Raw genomic sequence first — 16,714 nt, forward strand, 5'->3', positions numbered from 1 at the left:
TTTTCGCGGTTCTTTTAATAGCTTCTGTCTTCAAAATAAGGTGTTTCCATAAATCTCTTTAGTTCTTCCTTATCCGCACAATTTGACAGTGCCCACATCAGCTTCATGGTGAGGGCTTCTGTCGTCATATCGCCGGCACAAATCACATCCTGCTTTGCAAGCTTTTGTCCCACTGCATATATGCCCAAATCAATCCCCTCATACATGCACTGAGTCGTCACGACAACCGCCACTCCCGCATCAGAAAGCTTTGACAGCTCAAAAACAATATCGTATTCCTCGTGAGGAATTCCGCCAATTCCAAAGCTTTCAATGATAACACCCCTATAATTTTTCTGAATACACTCGAAAATCTCCGGGCTCATTCCTGGAAAGATTTTCAGTATAAAAATCTTTTCGCATAAATCAGTCTTTATTTTCAGTCCTGCTTGCTCATTCTGGTTTTTCAAAATGTTCTTCTTGTCAAGGTCGCTGTTATAGGTAACCTTTTCCTGCTCTATGATGGCAACATAAGGGAAATTTACGCTCTCAAACGAATCTGCACTTCTTGTCTTTTGCTTCACCGCATGGGTGCCGTTTATTATTTTACCGTCAAACGCCACAAACACTCCTTTTACATCCTCACACGCAAAACGCAGGGCATCAGACAGATTTTTCACCGCATCGGTATCCGGCTCTTCAATTGCCTTTTGCGAGCCGGTAACCACAACCGGCTTATTCACATTTTGAAGCATATAGGACAGGGCAGCGGCACTATATCCCATCGTGTCTGTTCCGTGTGTGATGACAAAGCCGTCATATTCCTCATAGTGCTCCTTCAATGCCTCTGCAATCTTTGCCATGCGCTTCGGACTCATGTTTGTGCTGTCCACGCTCATAATCGATATGCCGGATAAATCACAGTGCTCCTTCATCTCAGGCACATAGGACATCATTTGTTCCACATCTATGGAGGGGCTTAAGCCTTCCCCTGTATCGGATGAGGCAATTGTGCCTCCTGTTGCTAATAACAATATTTTTTTCATCGCTTTCATCCTCTGCTTTACAGCCTTTTTAATTTCCTATTACTAATTTAACTGATAACAAAGGACAAGTCAATTGTAATTCTGAAGCTTAATACCACCTTTCGTGTAAATGCCCTGATAATTCTTTTTCCACTCCTCATAATTCCATGCCTCCAAAAACTTTCTGGCGGCATCTACCCCATTGTAAAATAGCGCCTCGCTCTCCTCCTTCGTGATTCCAAAATCTGTTGCGCCAATATTTTTTTCTTTTCCATCTATTTCAATTGTTGTAGGAATTGTGACAGTTCTTTGAAAATCTCCGCGCGAAGCAGAAATATACTGCTTATCCTTTGCATTTAGTGCAGTGGAAACCAAAGACATAATATATTCCATAATGTTCATCTTACTATTTTTCTCGTCCGCCTCGTTTCCCTTAGCGGTACTGCCGACGAATTTAAAGCCAACTGTAGAGCACTGAGGGTAGGATTTCGTCTTGTCAAATATCCAGATCGGGTAATTGCTCAAAAGTCCTCCGTCCACTATGTAATGCACTCTTCCATCACAGCCGGTCAGTCGGTAAGGCTCGTAAAAAATCGGTATACTCATGCTCATTCGAACCGCTTTCGCAATCGGAAAGGAATCCGGCTCAATGCAAAAATCTTTTAAATCATTCGGCAAAATTAAAAGCCGTTTGTCTGTTAAATCAGAAGCCGTAATTTGCAAACGATAAGGCGTCTCCCCGCATGGGTGATAATCGGTTTTGATATCTCCAAACGTGACCTTCCCTTTCTTTTTCAAGAGCCCGGTAAGCCATTCCTCGAAGTAATCGGCGCTGTATATTCCATAATAGCGCAGAATACTGATTACCTTGCCAGGCGTGCCCAGTCTATCCACAAAGGAGGTCTGCTTGAACTTTAAATAATTGACAGTCTGCATTTCTTTTCTGATTTCTTCGCATTTGTAGCCTGCTGCCAAAAGTGCCGCTACAATGGCTCCTGCCGATGAGCCCGCCACATTGATAAATTCATAGCCCTTCTGCTCAAAGACACAGGCCGCTCCCACATGCCCGATACCGCGCACGCCGCCACCCTCAAACACTCCGTTAACGCGTTTATTCAAAAAATCACCCCCGCTTAGTATATGCGGGAGTGATTCTTGGTGTTACTATTGATTCATTTTTCTATTCTGCTACACACTCGTTGACCCATTCAATAAAGTTGGTTGAGCTGTCTCCGGTACGTTCTGCCGTTGTATGTCCCTGTGCCCATACCGTCTCAAAATCAACGTCCTCGACACCGTCATACTGCTCAAGAGCAAGCGCAAGATTTGTCTCAACCGTCAGCGCTGTATCACCCTGCTCGATACCGGTGCGGATTCTCCAGTGAGATGCCACTGTTGAAGTACCGTATCCATCATAGTAGCTGCTTAAATAGTACATCGGATTATACATATTCAGCCTCTCCTCGATTGTGCTTCCAAGTTTATCTATCGCCTGCAAGTCGTTACTGTAAGCTTCTGCGATTGAGCTGTCCCAATCAGAGTACTGTGCATATTCATCCGCATTTGTCTCTAAAAGATTTGCTAAAACAGAGTCAAAATGCAAGGAATCACTCTCATCATTTCCGAACAGATTATTTTCTGCCTGGCTGCGTTCCAAATCATCAAATGCTCCGACGGATTTGGTCGCTGTTTTGCAGTAGGTTGCAAATGCCGCAAGACTGGAGATTTTCGCAGTGTTTGTGCTTGCATCATATTCTATCCACTCTTCCTCGGCATTTAAGGAATCGATGTAGTCCTGAACAGTTTCATAGGTGGTTGATTCTTCTGAGCTCTGCTCACCACCATTCCCCATCATCTTGCCTTCACCGGCACCGCCCTCCGGCATAGCTCCTTCCGGCATCTCTCCCTCTGGGAAACCGCCCTCCGGCATTCCGCCTTCCGGCATACCTCCGCCTGCACCGCCAAAACCGCCATCGTTCATAAAGCTGCTGCTCGGTGTGTAAGGGAAGGTCGTATCACTTAAAAAGTTATTCAGGGAACGCTCTACCTCTGATACCATATAGTCATAGTAGGTGCCTGATAAATAGGCTCCGTCCTCGGACTCCTCAAGTGTTAGAACCGTACCGTTTTCATCGGTTAAGCCTAAAGCATTCAAATAAACCGCAAATGCATTTGCCAAATCCTCGGATAACGCTGAAGTCCATGTATCCTCTGCACGGGTATTCGTTGTCGCAAACTGTCCCATGTTCCACTCATATGCCTCATCCGCATAATCCAAGCTCGTAATCGGACACCAAGCCATCGCTCCGTTAATCGCGTCGCTCACATAGTTGTTATCCTCATCAAACATTGCCGCCCCAATCGAAGTCAGATATTCATAGTACAGGCTGCTGTCTCCCGTTGCACCCATCAATGTACTCTGAGCACCGCCTCCGCTATGTCCGAAGGTAAAAATACTGTCTGTATCTCCCGGTAAGGTGCCTTGGTTATAGCGATAGTAACGCACTGCCGCCTTTAAGTCCGTTACTCCCCATGGAGCGCCGCCGCTGTAAGTTAAATTGTTGCTGTCATCATATCCGTTATCTCTTCCTCTCATGCCCGCATATACATATACAAAGCCTGCCTCCAGATACTCAGAAATGCTGTCATAGCTGTATGACGTAGGTGCTGCCTGTGCAGAATAGCCTGCCGTATTTACCGGAAATACAATCGGTGCGGTCTCCGCTGTATAGCCCTGCACGCTGCCTTCTGTGTTCGCCACACATGTATAGGTTCCGTCTCCGTTATCGGTAGCCGTCATGTAGGCACCCGGAACATAAATTCCCATTGTCTCATAATCTGTTGTCTCAGGCGTTGCACAATAAACGACACCAATCTGCCAATAGACATCATTGTCACTGTCATAATTCCACTTGCTGTTATCAATGGTTAATGCCGCGTTATCTTGCTTATAGTCGCTTAACAGGGATAGGTCTATGCTGTTGGTTCCTGTCTCCTCTGTCGCCGCTGTCTGCTCTGCTTCGGCATTCGAAGTCGTTTCCTTGGTAGTCGTGCCTGTCTCAGAAGCATCCGTCGAGCCGCACGCACTCAGGGAAGTTGCCGTCATCGCTGTAATTAAGGCAAGCGCCACTGTCCTTTTAAATCGTTTCATTCAATAACCTCCTCGTTATTCCTGACAAGTGAATCCATTTGCAGATTCACCTGTGTATCTTTCAATTACTTTTTCACTATATCGCCGAAACCTTGAATAAAGCTTGAAATAACGAGAATTCACAAAACTTTAACAAAGGAAAAAGCTACATAAGTGGGAGCTTCACGCTAAATATCGTCCAGCCGTCCTCACATTTTACCGCAATTTTTCCCTTATGCTGCCGCACAATGGAGCTGGCAATCGAGAGCCCCAGCCCATATCTTCCTTCCTGTCGTCCACGCGCCTTGTCAATCCGGTAAAAGCGGTCAAATATTTTCTCCCGCTCTTCCTCCTCAATTTTATCACCTTGATTTTTTACATCCAGCACCGCTTTTCCCTTTTCCTTCTTAAGCTCAACCAAAATCTTACCCTGTGGATAAGTATGCTTAATTGCATTGTCAATCAGCACCTCAATGAGCTGCTTAAGCTGCAATTCGTTACCAAGGACATAAACTTCCTCCATACCGATTAGCTCGAGTGTAAGCCCCTGCTCATAGGCAAGGCTTTCAAAAGGCAGCACCGTTCCCTCCACAACTCTTCCAAGCGACAGCCTTATCTTTTCTATATTTTCCTCTCGTTCCACAGACGATAAAGAGAGCATCTCGTGCACAAGCCCGGTCATGCGCACATTTTCCTCTTTTACATATCCCAGATACTTGCTGCTTCTCTGCTCATTTTCCAGCATTTCAAGACTTGCCTTCATGACAGTGAGCGGCGTTTTTAATTCATGCCCGGCATCGGAAATAAACTGCTTCTGCTTGTTTAGAGCCGTAATAATCGGCTTGGTCAGCCATTCCGTCAGAAAAATTGTTGCAATAAACAAAATAATCATGCCAACTACACCAATTAAGGTTGAATATAACACTAAGCGCTGCTGTTGGTTTTGCCACAGACTATAATCCAAAAAGGAAACAATCTGCTCCCCCTCTTCCTCCATAAGCCGATACCGAAAGCGTTCAAAAACACCCTCTGTTTTATTTCTCGATCGTATATGTTTTGCGGTTTGAATCAGCGTTTCATCACTGTAAGTGCTGCCCTCATGGGCGAACACAACCGTCCCCTCCCCATTTTCGCCAATGGAGACAGAATATATTTTAGAGACTTCTCTCTCACTATTTTGGGGCGGCGTTACCTCCTCCCCTCTGATATACAGAATGTTTTCCTGGATTTCCAGCAATCTCCCTGTTTCCTTATAGTTCGAGCGGCTGTTTACCAGATTGACCGTCAAAAGAATTCCAAGCAGGATAAGCCAGAAAATGATAGTCAGAATAATCGCTGTTTTTTTCTTAAATCGTTTTACCATACTCTAATTTTTATTGGCAGCCAGACAGTAGCCAAGTCCTCTCATCGTTTTAATCTTTACCTCGGAATGGATAAAGCACAGCTTTTTTCGTAAGAAGGAGACATAAACTTCGGCATTATTGTATTCCACGCTGTTGTTATAACCCCATATCTTATCCGTTATCTGCTCCTTGGATAAAATCTGGCTCTCATTGGTGATTAGATATTCCATCAGCAAATATTCCTTACTTCCAAGCACAACCTCCTCATTGGTCCGATTGCAGGAGAGCTTGTACTGATTGCAGTCAAGCCGCAAATCGTGATAGATGAGCACATCGTCTTCCAGCTTTTTCATCCGTCTTAGCAGCACGCGAAGTCTCGCTGCCAGCTCCTTTATCTCAAACGGCTTTGCCATATAATCATCCGCTCCCATGTCAAGCCCTTGCAGCTTGTCCTCAAGCTCTGATTTTGCCGTGAGTATTAAAATTGCCACCTTGCTGTCTTTCATTCGTATACGCCGAAGCACTTCAAAGCCGTCCATCTTAGGAAGCATAATATCCAATATAATTACATCATATATTTCCGCCTCGGCACGAAAAAGTCCATCTTCTCCGTCTAAGGCGATATCGACCGCATATTTCTCTTTTTCCAGATAATCGCGTATCAAATCTGCCAGTTTATATTCATCTTCTATTACAAGTATTCTCATTTACTACCTCCAAATTTTTACACTCCCTCTATTTTTTACTATATCCGCAAAACTCCAAAAAGGCAACGACTTTCATCGTTACCTTCCCGGATCTTTTATTAACTTCTGATAACACTCCAAGACCTCATTTTCTCTCTACCTTACAGCAACGGCAAAATACAGTTCACCCAAAACCAGCTTAGCGGCATGACTAGTATCATCGCAGGAATCATATCCGCAATCGGGAAGTCCTTCAGCTTTACCATTCTAAATCCTGTTGCAAGCATCAGGAAACCTCCGCAAGCTTTGAAGTCCGCAATCATATCCGGTGTTGTCAGAGGGAAAATAAATTTTGCTCCCATAAAAAGCAGGAAGAAAATAATAAACTGAGGAATTGCCACGACAGATACAACCAAACCTAAATTACAAGCAAAGATAGCTGCTGTAAAGAAATCTAATATGGATTTTGAAATCAAAATCGTACTGTCTCCTGTCATTCCGGCATCCAAAGAGCCATAGATACCGGTTCCGCTGGCACAAAACAGGACAATAATAGTTACCAGAGTTGACAAAAATTCTTCCTGAGACATATCAGATTTTTGACCTTTAAATAATTTTGCAATGGGCTTTTGCATTTGCTCTGCCCCTTTATTAATCCACTTTCCAAGATGAAAGGCAAGTCCAAGCCCCGTTCCGATTACAATTGCAAAGATTACCGCCGGCATATATTTCATTAATCCGATGGAGCTGATACCCATTCCCATCGAGCAAACACCAAAGATAAGGGTGATACTTGCTTTAAATTCGGGGGTCAGCTTTTTTCCTACAAGTGCTCCGGCAATTCCGCCAAATACAACAGATAATGCATTAATAATTACTCCAACTGGCATAGTTTTTTCTCCTCTGTCTAAAATAAATCCGGAAGCCAATTTTTCGGATCAACCTCCATAAATTGCGCTCTCTCAAAGTGAGCCTTTTGGTCAAACGGTACCGTGCAGTCAAAAATTGCCTTACAAGCTACACCTCTCGCCCTTATTGTTTCGGAATAAGACGGCTGGTTTGACGGATCAAGAGGATGACACTGTACACCCGGAATTGGAATCATATCAATGTTCGCTTGGAAGCGTGTTGTCATCGCCCACATAACATCCTTCATATCAAAACAGTCTACATCTTCATCTACAATAAACACGTGCTTTAGCTCTGCAAAAGCACTGAATGCCAGCAGCGCTGCCTGTCTTTGACGTCCCTCATCCGAAGGAACCGATTTCTTGAACTGCATAATCGCAATATATTTTCCGCCTCCTGAGGATGCGCAGTATACGTTTTGCAGCTTGCCCGGCATTGCCTTGTCTACTAAGCCAAGAATGCTTGCCTCTGTCGGAATACCAGCCATAGAAACATGTTCTTCGCTTGGTCCGATGCAGGTCTGCATAATCGGATTGGTACGTGTTGTTACGGCTTTTACCTTGATAATCGGTAATTCCGGATTTGCAGGTCCACAATACCCCGGGAACTCCGGCATTGCCTTTCCTGTGTTGGAGTTGATATCCTCTCTGATGCGCTTATTCGGAAGAATTTCACCTTCAATTACATATTCTGCATTGGCAATTGCTCTCTCATTAATTGTCAAACATGGAACCAACTCAACCGGTTTGTTACGAATTGCGCCTGCTGCCTGCAATTCATCATAGCCTAGCGGTGTTGTAGGCGGCTCAAAGCAAGAAGCAATCTCAATCGCAGGGTCTACACCGATACTGATGGAAATCGGAAGCGCCTCACCTTTTGCCTCTGCAAGCTCTCTAAAATAGCCGATATGGCGTGCACCCGGCTGTAAAAAGATAGAAATCTCATCTTTTGACTGGAAGCACATGCGGTGAATGGTAACGTCAGATTCTTTGGTATCCGGATTGGAAGCATAGCACATTCCGAGTGTGATATATGGACCCGCATCCTCCAAAGTGTTTGTCGGTGCCGGAACTAACTTGCGGATATCAAAGCCTTCCTCGGTTGCCAAATGTACAACCTCCTGACATTTTGCCTCTTCATTTGGTATTACAACCGGAGGAATCGGATTTGCAACGGAATCCTTTAATAAAAATCCAAGCTTCTTCGGATCGCAGTTTAACAGATGTCCTACTCTGTCTCTGCTTGCAAGCAAGCCGATTGCAACTCTTGCTCCTTCATGACCTTTTACATTGTTAAAAATCATAGCAGGACCTTCCTTGGTCGGTCTCATCACTGTTCCGCCCGCCCCAACATGGCGATATACTCCTGATAATTCACCCATCGGATCTACCAAAACATCTGTTTCTACCAACTGACCCGGCAGAGTCTTTAACAGCTCTAATGCAGAGCGTAAATCATTTACTTTGTTCTCTGACATATTTTTACCTTCTTTCCTTCTTTTTCATCTATGTAATCAAATAGCATGGTTACCGTGTTTATTCGGGTTGAAATGCCAAACTGTAATTCTGCTTTACCTCCAGCAGCATTTCATCGGTTCTTTTCACAATTTCCTGTATCATTTCCTTGGTTGCATTGTCATAATGGATGCCGCACACAACCGTTACCCTGCACAGAAACAGTGCAGACAATTCCTTCGCCCATTTGCTGCTGATGCTGCCTTCCTTATGCCCCCGAAGCTCTGTATATACTTCCTCGTCTCCGTTCTTAAAAACACTGACGGCGCCGGTGTGGGCAAGTTCTCCGCCTATTAATAAAATGTGTACGTCCTTTGGCATTTTTGTGATAATGGCTTCAACCTTATGCCCATATATCTCTTTTTTTACGATGTACTGTTTCATTCAAACGCCCTCCCACCTCTTGAAGGACTCTCCTTCTATATCAAATTGGTCTAAAATTTTTGCAACAAGGTGCTTGGAGCAAGCCTCCAGTCCGTCCGGCTCATTATAAAAGCTTAAAACGAGGGGCATAATAACGGCTCCCATACTGCTTAGCTTTTGCATATTCTCAAGGTGGAGCGTGGAAAACGGACTCTCTCTCACGCCAAGTACAAGTTTTCGCCGCTCCTTCAGCACAACATCCGCCGCGCGAAGCAATAAATTATCGCTGTAACCACTGGCAATTCCCGCAACACTTTTCATACTGCAAGGAAGGATAACCATCCCTTTTGTCTTAAAGCTTCCGCTTGCTATCGAAGCACCGATATTTTCATTGTTATAAACCACATCCGCCAGTTCACAAAGCTGCTGCAGATTATAGCCTGTCTCACATTTTAACGTCAGCTCTGCTGCCTTGGAGTAAACCAGATGTGTCTCCACTGCATCTTGATTTTTTAACTGCCGAAGCAGCTCCATTGCCAGTACAATGCCGGAAGCCCCGCTGACTCCCACGATTATTCTGTCTTTCAATACGACACCTCACATTTTTTCTATTTTGGCCTGTCTAAACTGTAACCATTTTATAATTAAAATACAGTGCAATCAATTCACTTTTTGTGCTATACTATTCCATAATAGAATAGTTTAAAAGGGGGCTTCTTGTCAGATTATGAATATAGATCGTTTGAAATACTTTTTAGATTTGTCAAAAACATTGAATTATACAGAGACGGCAGAACAGTTTTTTACGACGCAAGGGAACATTTCCAAGCAGATAATCGCCTTGGAAAAAGAACTGGATACCCTTCTATTTTCCCGCGAACACAGGAAAATAGCATTGACTCCTGCGGGGAAGGCTTTGCTGCCTTACGCAGAAAAGATTTTATCTGATTATGAAGAATTTCAGGCGGCATTGATTCCGTTCCAAAATCCAAATCATTCCATCCTAAAAATCGGTACTATTCCGGTGATGCGAAATTATAAGGTTGCAGGACTGATATCCAAGTTTCACCAAAATTATCCTGATATTTTGCTGGATGTAACAGAGGTGGAGAGTATTTATCTTTTAAAAGAACTGGATTTAGGCACCTATGATATTGCGTTTGTCCGCATATTTGATCTCAATTCCAATCACTATGAAAAAATTACAGCCGGATATGATGAGTTTGCCGCGGTGCTTCCAATCACCCATCCTCTCTCTGACAGAGAAAAAATCTCTCTTACAGAGCTAAAGGAGGAGAGCTTTTATCAACTGGATCAGAGCACACAGCTTATCAACCAGTTTTATTTCCTCTGCAACAAAGCAGGCTTCAAGCCAAAGCTCAACTATACCGGAACTCATATAGACAATATATTAGATTTTGTTTCAAACGGGATGGGAGTTTCTCTCATGATGGGAAATGCGATTCGTGCATTGAATGTACCGGGAATTTCCGTTGTACCTTTAGATATTACGTTAAAGAGCGAGCTTGCTTTCATCCGTTCTAAGCACCAGAAACCGTCTGCTGCTTCCAATTACTTCTGGAAGTATTTGTCGCATCTGCTGAGTCATGTACATGAGAACAAAGCGGACAAGTCGTGACATCTTCCACTTGCATTCGTGCGCATAAATAAAAAGCGAAGTTAAAATGTTCAAATTACATTTTAACTCCGCTTTTTTATTGGTGAGCCATATTGCCCGTCGCTTCCTCTTATCGGATATATGCAGTTCCAAAAAAATTTCCGCGGTGCTCAACTACGCGCTTTAACTCCGCATAGCTAAGCCACACCGTTGCATCATTCTCATTCGGATGAACACCGATAACCGGCTCGTCAATCAAGTCTTTATCAAACCAGACCTCCACGCTGTTATCCTCATTGTTTATCACACCAAGAGGTGTCACGGAGCCTTTGGAAAGTCCCAGCTGCCGCATCAGCCTCTCCTCCGAAGCAAAGCTTAAGCGGGAGCTTCCAATTCTATCTTTCAGGTCCTTTAAGTCCACCTGCTTGTCCTGACGCAAGGTGATAAGATAGTGTTTTTTCCCGTTGTCATTTCTAAGAAACAGGTTCTTTGCTATCTTATCCTTGTGGGGAATATCAAATTCCTCTAGCTCCTCTATCGTAAAAATAGGAGGATGTTCCGAAACCTTATAGGAAATATGAAGTTCATCCAAATATGCATAAACCTTTTCTTTTTTACTCAATTTTGCCTCCTGATAAGTTACCTTATTTTGATGTGAACCTCACGAAGCTGCATTTCGGATACCTCGTTCGGTGCTCCGCACATCAAATCCTGTGCATTTCCGTTCATCGGGAACGGAATAATCTCACGGATATTCTCTTCATTTCTAAGAAGCATAATCATACGGTCAACACCCGGTGCCATTCCTGCATGAGGCGGAGCTCCAAACTGGAATGCATTGTAAAGTGCACCGAACTTATCCTTTAAATCTTCCTCTGTATAGCCGGCAATCTCAAATGCCTTTACCATGATATCCAGGTTGTGGTTTCTCACGGCACCGGAGGATAATTCCACGCCGTTGCACACGATATCATACTGGTAAGCCAGAATATCAAGCGGGTCTTTTGTATTTAACGCCTCAAGTCCTCCCTGCGGCATGGAGAAAGGATTATGGGTAAAGATAATCTGCTTTGCTTCCTTGTCATACTCAAACATCGGGAAGTCATTTACGAAGCAGAAGCGGTATGCATTCTTCTCCAATATATCCAAACGCTCTGCAAGTTCTGTACGAAGCTGCCCTGCATAATGTGCCGCACGGTCCTCCTTGTCAGCGATAAAGAAAATCGTATCTTCTGCTTCCAAGCCTGCTATCTGCGCAATCTCACTCTTTCTGTCATCCGGAATAAATTTGTCAATCGGTCCCTTGTAGCTCATATCCTCTAAAACTTCCAGATAACCTAAACCGCCCATTCCGATGGAGGTTGCAAATTTCAGAAGCTTTTCGTGGAAGCCTTTGGACTGCTTTCCATGAATCTTGATTGCACGCACGGTCTTACCGTGGAACGGTGTAAAGGTACAGTTCTGGAAAAATTCCGTCACATCTACAATTTTAAGCGGGTTACGAAGGTCTGGTTTATCTGTACCGTACTCAAGCATAGCCTGCTTGTAGCTGATAATCGGATATGGTGCCTTTGTCACTTCAAAGCCTTCCGGCGCAAATTTTTCAAACGTTGCTGTCAGCACTTCCTCGCCTGCACGGAAAACATCTTCCTGTGTCGCAAAGCTCATCTCAAAGTCCAACTGATAGAACTCGCCCGGTGAACGGTCTGCTCTCGCATCCTCGTCACGGAAACATGGAGCTATCTGGAAATACTTGTCAAACCCGGATACCATAAGAAGCTGCTTATACTGCTGTGGTGCCTGAGGCAATGCATAAAATTTTCCTTTGAATTTACGGGACGGCACAATATAATCTCTTGCTCCTTCCGGTGAGGAAGCGCAAAGAATCGGCGTCTGAATTTCCAAAAATTCCATGTCTGTCATTTTCTGTCTTAAAAAGCTGATTACCTCGGAACGGAAAATAATATTATCCTTCACCTTCTTGTTACGAAGATCCAAATAACGGTGCTTTAAGCGCAAGTCCTCACGGATTTCCTTTGAACTTGCAATCTCAAACGGAAGCTGTTTGTACACTTTTCCGAGCACTTCCACGGTAGTCGCCTCTAACTCAATTGTTCCGGTCGGAATCTTCGGATTGAAGGTCTCCTCATCACGATGCTGAACCGGTCCTTCTATACTGATACAGTCCTCTTTGCTAATTCCGTCCAAAAGATTTGTATCACGCATAACAACCTGCATTACCCCGTACATATCCCTTAAATCAATAAAGGATACACCGCCGTGGTCACGGATATTTTCTACCCAGCCTGCAATCTTCAAGGTCTGTCCGATGTCGCCCTCTCCAATGTTGTTCATTGTTTTGTTACGATAAGTGTTTGATGTGTTCATAAATTTTCCTCCAATATATATTATAAGTGTGCCTTGGCACATTTTGCGCCTAATGCGCATCAGTCGTTTTATATCATAGAAAATTCAAAAATCTTCCATAGATACAAAAAAATGTCCATCCTAAACGAATTAATCGTTCAGGACGAACATGTTATGTCCGCGGTACCACCTGATTTACTGTTATACAGTCACTCATCGGTTCAATCATAAACCCTGCTGTTGTCGCACAGCTAACGGCGCACCTACTGATTGCGGTTCTTCTGCAAGCACCTCAAATGTTCAGATTGCAGCTGGTAAAGTGTTATTCGCATAAATTCATTTTATGGAGTTCGCACTGTCCTCCACTCACTGAAAACGATAATTTATGCTACTTCTCTTCGTCATCGCTATATCTTCAAATTATATAATAACGGTCGTAAGTTGTCAACGGCTATTATAGCAGAGTTCCGGAGCTCAGTTTAAGTTTTTAATTTGGTCTAGTTCACCCATTTGTAGAATGAATAAGTTGAAACCTGCTCGGTTTTTGTGTACTTATCCGTGTATGTAACTCTTATATAAGTATAAGCCAATGCCGGATTTCTCCAGTAATTGTATTTATAATCTCTATAAGAGGATGTATAGCTATAGTTAGAAGAACTTACTTCTGTTCCAAATGTTATTTTTTTCTTATTCTTGATGGTTGTATAAACTACGTCGTCTTTCGCTTTATTATATACGCCATACTCAAGCTTTTTTAACTTATAGCCTTTTGCCATACTTATACTTACTTTACCTGATTTAGCAGTCAATAATCTTGAATTCAAATCAGTCTCGCTAAGATAATTTTTATTTCCCAGCTTTAAGCTCTTCATAGGAAGATCGCTCTTTGCATATACCGTAATCTTTTTTGAACTTTCTTTTACTCCGCTTGCATTGTAAATATCAAAGCTTACTTTATATGTTCCTTCCTTTGATGCATACATAGTAATAGTCGCACTACTTTCATTCTCTTTTTCTTCTGCATCAAATGAATTATATTGATATGTCTGTTTTGCCTTTAAATTCTTACTACTTGACTTTAAGTTTTTAATTGAGTAGCCATATGCAGGTAAATCAAAACTTACAGTGTCTGAAATATTTGGCATAACCCTAACTTTTGATGGTACTGCTACCTTACCTGTTGCCTCCACCTGATTAGCAGGAACTAGGAATAATCCTAATGCAAGCGTCAACGCAAGGAAAGCGGCAAAAATTCTTTTTGTAATCTTCATATCTTATTCTCCCTCTCGTAATAAATATTAATTTTTATTTATAAATAGTTACAAAAAATATTGTATTAGATTTGGAATATTATGTCAATATTTTGTGAACATTTTGTGAATGTTTTGCAAAAAAGAGAAGAACTATTCGTTCTCCTCTTCACGGTTCAGCCATACCATTCATAATGTGCCGAAATATACAAATATTCCAAGTATTTTACTTCATAATTGGCACATTATTCATGTAGGGCGTCCGCCCTATAGAAATGATTCTACAAAACGTCCTTAGAGTGTAAACACTCACGGTCATTTTGCCGAATCATTTCTGCATGGCTGAACTGTTATTGTCATACTCTTCTAAAAAGTGATGCTTCTCTCCCTGCTTTTTATAAGCAATTACCGTACTTAAATTAACATTTTCCACGCTGCGGAAAATATTGGCCTCAATGTACGGATTGGTTTTCTTGAGACTGGCAATCAAATCCTTAATCTCTGTTCGCTTGGAAACCGCACTTCCGTCCACCCGGCAGGCGGTGCAGTCATCAGTGAAGCGGCAGGCACATTGAATAAAACGCAAGTTGTTGTAGTCTCTCCAGCTCTTGATGTCCTCCTCGCGTATCAGATACATCGGACGTATCAGCTCCATGCCTTCAAAATTCGTGCTGTGAAGCTTCGGCATCATCGTCTGAATCTGCGCGCCGTACAGCATTCCCATAAGTATCGTCTCAATGACGTCATCATAATGGTGTCCCAGTGCAATCTTGTTGCAGCCAAGCTCCTTCGCCTTACTGTAAAGGTGACCTCTTCTCATTCTGGCGCACAAATAACACGGAGATTTTTCAACCTCGTATACCGCCTCAAATATATCACTCTCGAATACCGTAATCGGTATATTTAAAAGCTTCGCATTTTTCTCAATGACCTGTCTGTTTGTCTCATTATAGCCCGGGTCCATAACGAGAAATACCACCTCAAAGTTCACCTTTCGATAGCGCTTCAGTTCCTGAAACAGCTTTGCCATAAGCATGGAATCCTTACCACCCGAAATACAGACTGCTATTTTATCGCCTTCCTGTACCAGCTCGTATTCCTTCACAGCCTTTGTGAACCTGCTCATAATCTCCTTATGAAACTTCTTCTGGATGCTTCGCTCTATTTCCTCGTAGCGTTTTTCTTCCTTAAAGCTTTCAATCAGCCACCTTCCGTAGCCGCCCTCCAGATTGTAGGCTTCGTAGCCCTTCTCTGTAAGTTCCCTTGCCGCGTCCTCACTTATGATGCCCTTCATGCAGTAAAGAATAATCTTTTTATCCCTCGGAAGGCTGTCCATGCTTTCCATAAGCTTGTCCTCACTTATGTTCACCGCCCCCGGTATAAAACCATGCTGGTAGGCGACGCTGTCTCGCATGTCAATCAAATCATATTCCTCGGATTGTAATTGTTTCATCTGTTCCACTGTTATATTTAATGTTTTCACTTTATCACTCCACGTTTGCTGTTGATATATCCGGATTGATTATACTAGCATTTTGCAGCGAAAGCAATTACATTTTATTTATAGGTGACGCCACCCCAGTAAATACGTTCGGTTACCTCTGCAATCTCAGGCAGTTCTACATCCTTGAGTGCCCACTTCTTAAATTCCTCAAATCCGGTTCTGTCCACAATATAGCCGATATGTTCCTTGCCGCCGGGTGCATCCGGGTCAATGTATTTCTTCACATAATCGTATGTGTTTTTCACAATTTTGATAATGCTCTCCTCGTCCGCCCATTTGATAAAATCCTCGCCCAAACGGGGATTTTTCTTTCCTGTTCTGCCTAAAAGTGTAAGCCTGTAATACTTTTTTTCACTTCTTGTCCATGCCATATTGGGACAGCTAAGTACACATTCACCACAGCCGATGCATTTATGTTCATCTCTCTGCGGTCTGTAATTTACAAACTGCAACGCACCCACCGACTTCTTCGCACATGCCTTGACACAGGCTTGGCAGCTGATACATCTCTCCGGTTCAAACTGAGGCACCGTCATTCCGAGAATACCAAAATCATGCATCCTCACCTTGGCACAGTCGTTTGAGCAGCCGGTAAAAGCAATCTTAAAGTGCAAATCATTCGGAAAAATCGCTTTCTCCATTTTCTTTGCAAACGCTGTTGTCTCATAGCACGCATAAGGACAGACGCTGTTTCCCACGCAGGCAGTTATGTTTCTCGTTCCGGAAGCGCTGTAGCCTTCTCCCTCTGCCGTCTGGTTGATGCCCATTCCCTCAATAATCGGCTGTAAAAGCTCATTCACCTCATCGATTTTCTCAAATGGGATACCCAATATTTCAAAGCCCTGACGCACTGTTATATGAATTGTTCCGTTTCCGTAGGTATCTGCGATATGCTGAATCATGGACAGATATTTTGCGTCCATTCGTCCGCCCGGCACTCTGATTCTGGAGGCAGTAATCCCGCGCTCCTTGGAGACACGAAACGCATTCTTTTTTAATTTTTTTGTGTTCATATCCATATTTTCC

15 protein-coding genes are annotated in these 16,714 nt (G+C 43.2%); 1 reads left to right on the top strand and 14 read right to left on the bottom strand.

The window, feature by feature from the left end; translation table 11 throughout:
- Positions 1 to 14 precede the first annotated feature (14 nt).
- The 9 genes from CTY48_RS15505 to CTY48_RS15545 all read right to left on the bottom strand — a co-directional run bounded on the left by CTY48_RS15505 (position 15) and on the right by CTY48_RS15545 (position 9,537).
- On the bottom strand, positions 15 to 1,025 hold the full coding sequence (locus CTY48_RS15505) for an asparaginase (protein ID WP_099469361.1): 1,011 nt from the start codon (positions 1,023 to 1,025) through the stop codon (positions 15 to 17).
- A gap of 69 nt (positions 1,026 to 1,094) precedes the next feature.
- Positions 1,095 to 2,123 (bottom strand): patatin-like phospholipase family protein, encoded by a 1,029-nt coding sequence (locus CTY48_RS15510; RefSeq protein ID WP_099469362.1) that lies wholly within the window; start codon positions 2,121 to 2,123, stop codon positions 1,095 to 1,097.
- Positions 2,124 to 2,184: 61 nt separating this feature from the next.
- Positions 2,185 to 4,155 carry a subtype A tannase gene (locus CTY48_RS15515; protein ID WP_099469363.1) on the bottom strand — a complete coding sequence of 657 codons (1,971 nt, stop codon included), beginning with the start codon at positions 4,153 to 4,155 and terminating at the stop codon, positions 2,185 to 2,187.
- Positions 4,156 to 4,300: 145 nt separating this feature from the next.
- Positions 4,301 to 5,497, bottom strand: coding sequence for a sensor histidine kinase (locus CTY48_RS15520; protein ID WP_099469364.1), 1,197 nt, complete (start codon positions 5,495 to 5,497; stop codon positions 4,301 to 4,303).
- Between the two features lie 3 nt (positions 5,498 to 5,500).
- Complete coding sequence (locus CTY48_RS15525; RefSeq protein ID WP_099469365.1) at positions 5,501 to 6,184, bottom strand: response regulator transcription factor; 684 nt, start codon at positions 6,182 to 6,184, stop codon at positions 5,501 to 5,503.
- Between the two features lie 140 nt (positions 6,185 to 6,324).
- The gene (locus tag CTY48_RS15530; RefSeq protein ID WP_099469366.1) at positions 6,325 to 7,053 is read right to left on the bottom strand and encodes a DUF554 domain-containing protein; all 729 of its coding nucleotides are present in this window, start codon (positions 7,051 to 7,053) and stop codon (positions 6,325 to 6,327) included.
- A 17-nt stretch (positions 7,054 to 7,070) separates the two neighbouring features.
- Positions 7,071 to 8,549: a UbiD family decarboxylase gene (locus tag CTY48_RS15535; RefSeq protein ID WP_099469367.1), complete on the bottom strand. Its 1,479-nt coding sequence runs from the start codon at positions 8,547 to 8,549 to the stop codon at positions 7,071 to 7,073.
- Between the two features lie 58 nt (positions 8,550 to 8,607).
- A complete protein-coding gene (lpdD, locus tag CTY48_RS15540) occupies positions 8,608 to 8,970 on the bottom strand; it encodes a prenylated flavin chaperone LpdD (RefSeq protein WP_099469368.1) in 363 nt (120 codons plus the stop codon).
- Positions 8,971 to 9,537 (bottom strand): UbiX family flavin prenyltransferase, encoded by a 567-nt coding sequence (locus CTY48_RS15545; protein ID WP_099469369.1) that lies wholly within the window; start codon positions 9,535 to 9,537, stop codon positions 8,971 to 8,973.
- A 139-nt stretch (positions 9,538 to 9,676) separates the two neighbouring features.
- Between CTY48_RS15545 and CTY48_RS15550 the strand changes: the two genes are divergently transcribed.
- Positions 9,677 to 10,588 (top strand): LysR family transcriptional regulator, encoded by a 912-nt coding sequence (locus CTY48_RS15550; RefSeq protein WP_099469370.1) that lies wholly within the window; start codon positions 9,677 to 9,679, stop codon positions 10,586 to 10,588.
- Positions 10,589 to 10,697: 109 nt separating this feature from the next.
- Here CTY48_RS15550 and CTY48_RS15555 read toward each other — a convergent pair whose 3' ends face one another.
- The 5 genes from CTY48_RS15555 to asrC form a co-directional block, all read right to left on the bottom strand.
- On the bottom strand, positions 10,698 to 11,189 hold the full coding sequence (locus tag CTY48_RS15555; protein ID WP_099469371.1) for a prolyl-tRNA synthetase associated domain-containing protein: 492 nt from the start codon (positions 11,187 to 11,189) through the stop codon (positions 10,698 to 10,700).
- A gap of 17 nt (positions 11,190 to 11,206) precedes the next feature.
- Complete coding sequence (gene aspS, locus CTY48_RS15560; protein ID WP_099469372.1) at positions 11,207 to 12,955, bottom strand: aspartate--tRNA ligase; 1,749 nt, start codon at positions 12,953 to 12,955, stop codon at positions 11,207 to 11,209.
- A gap of 476 nt (positions 12,956 to 13,431) precedes the next feature.
- Positions 13,432 to 14,205 (bottom strand): hypothetical protein, encoded by a 774-nt coding sequence (locus CTY48_RS15565; RefSeq protein WP_099469373.1) that lies wholly within the window; start codon positions 14,203 to 14,205, stop codon positions 13,432 to 13,434.
- A 307-nt stretch (positions 14,206 to 14,512) separates the two neighbouring features.
- Complete coding sequence (locus CTY48_RS15570; RefSeq protein WP_099470196.1) at positions 14,513 to 15,637, bottom strand: ATP-binding protein; 1,125 nt, start codon at positions 15,635 to 15,637, stop codon at positions 14,513 to 14,515.
- A gap of 104 nt (positions 15,638 to 15,741) precedes the next feature.
- Positions 15,742 to 16,707, bottom strand: a complete 966-nt coding sequence (gene asrC, locus CTY48_RS15575; protein ID WP_099469374.1) for a sulfite reductase subunit C — start codon at positions 16,705 to 16,707, stop codon at positions 15,742 to 15,744.
- Between the last annotated feature and the right edge of the window lie 7 nt (positions 16,708 to 16,714).

The organism is Konateibacter massiliensis, from assembly GCF_900184995.1.
GTDB lineage: Bacteria > Bacillota > Clostridia > Lachnospirales > Lachnospiraceae > Lachnotalea > Lachnotalea massiliensis.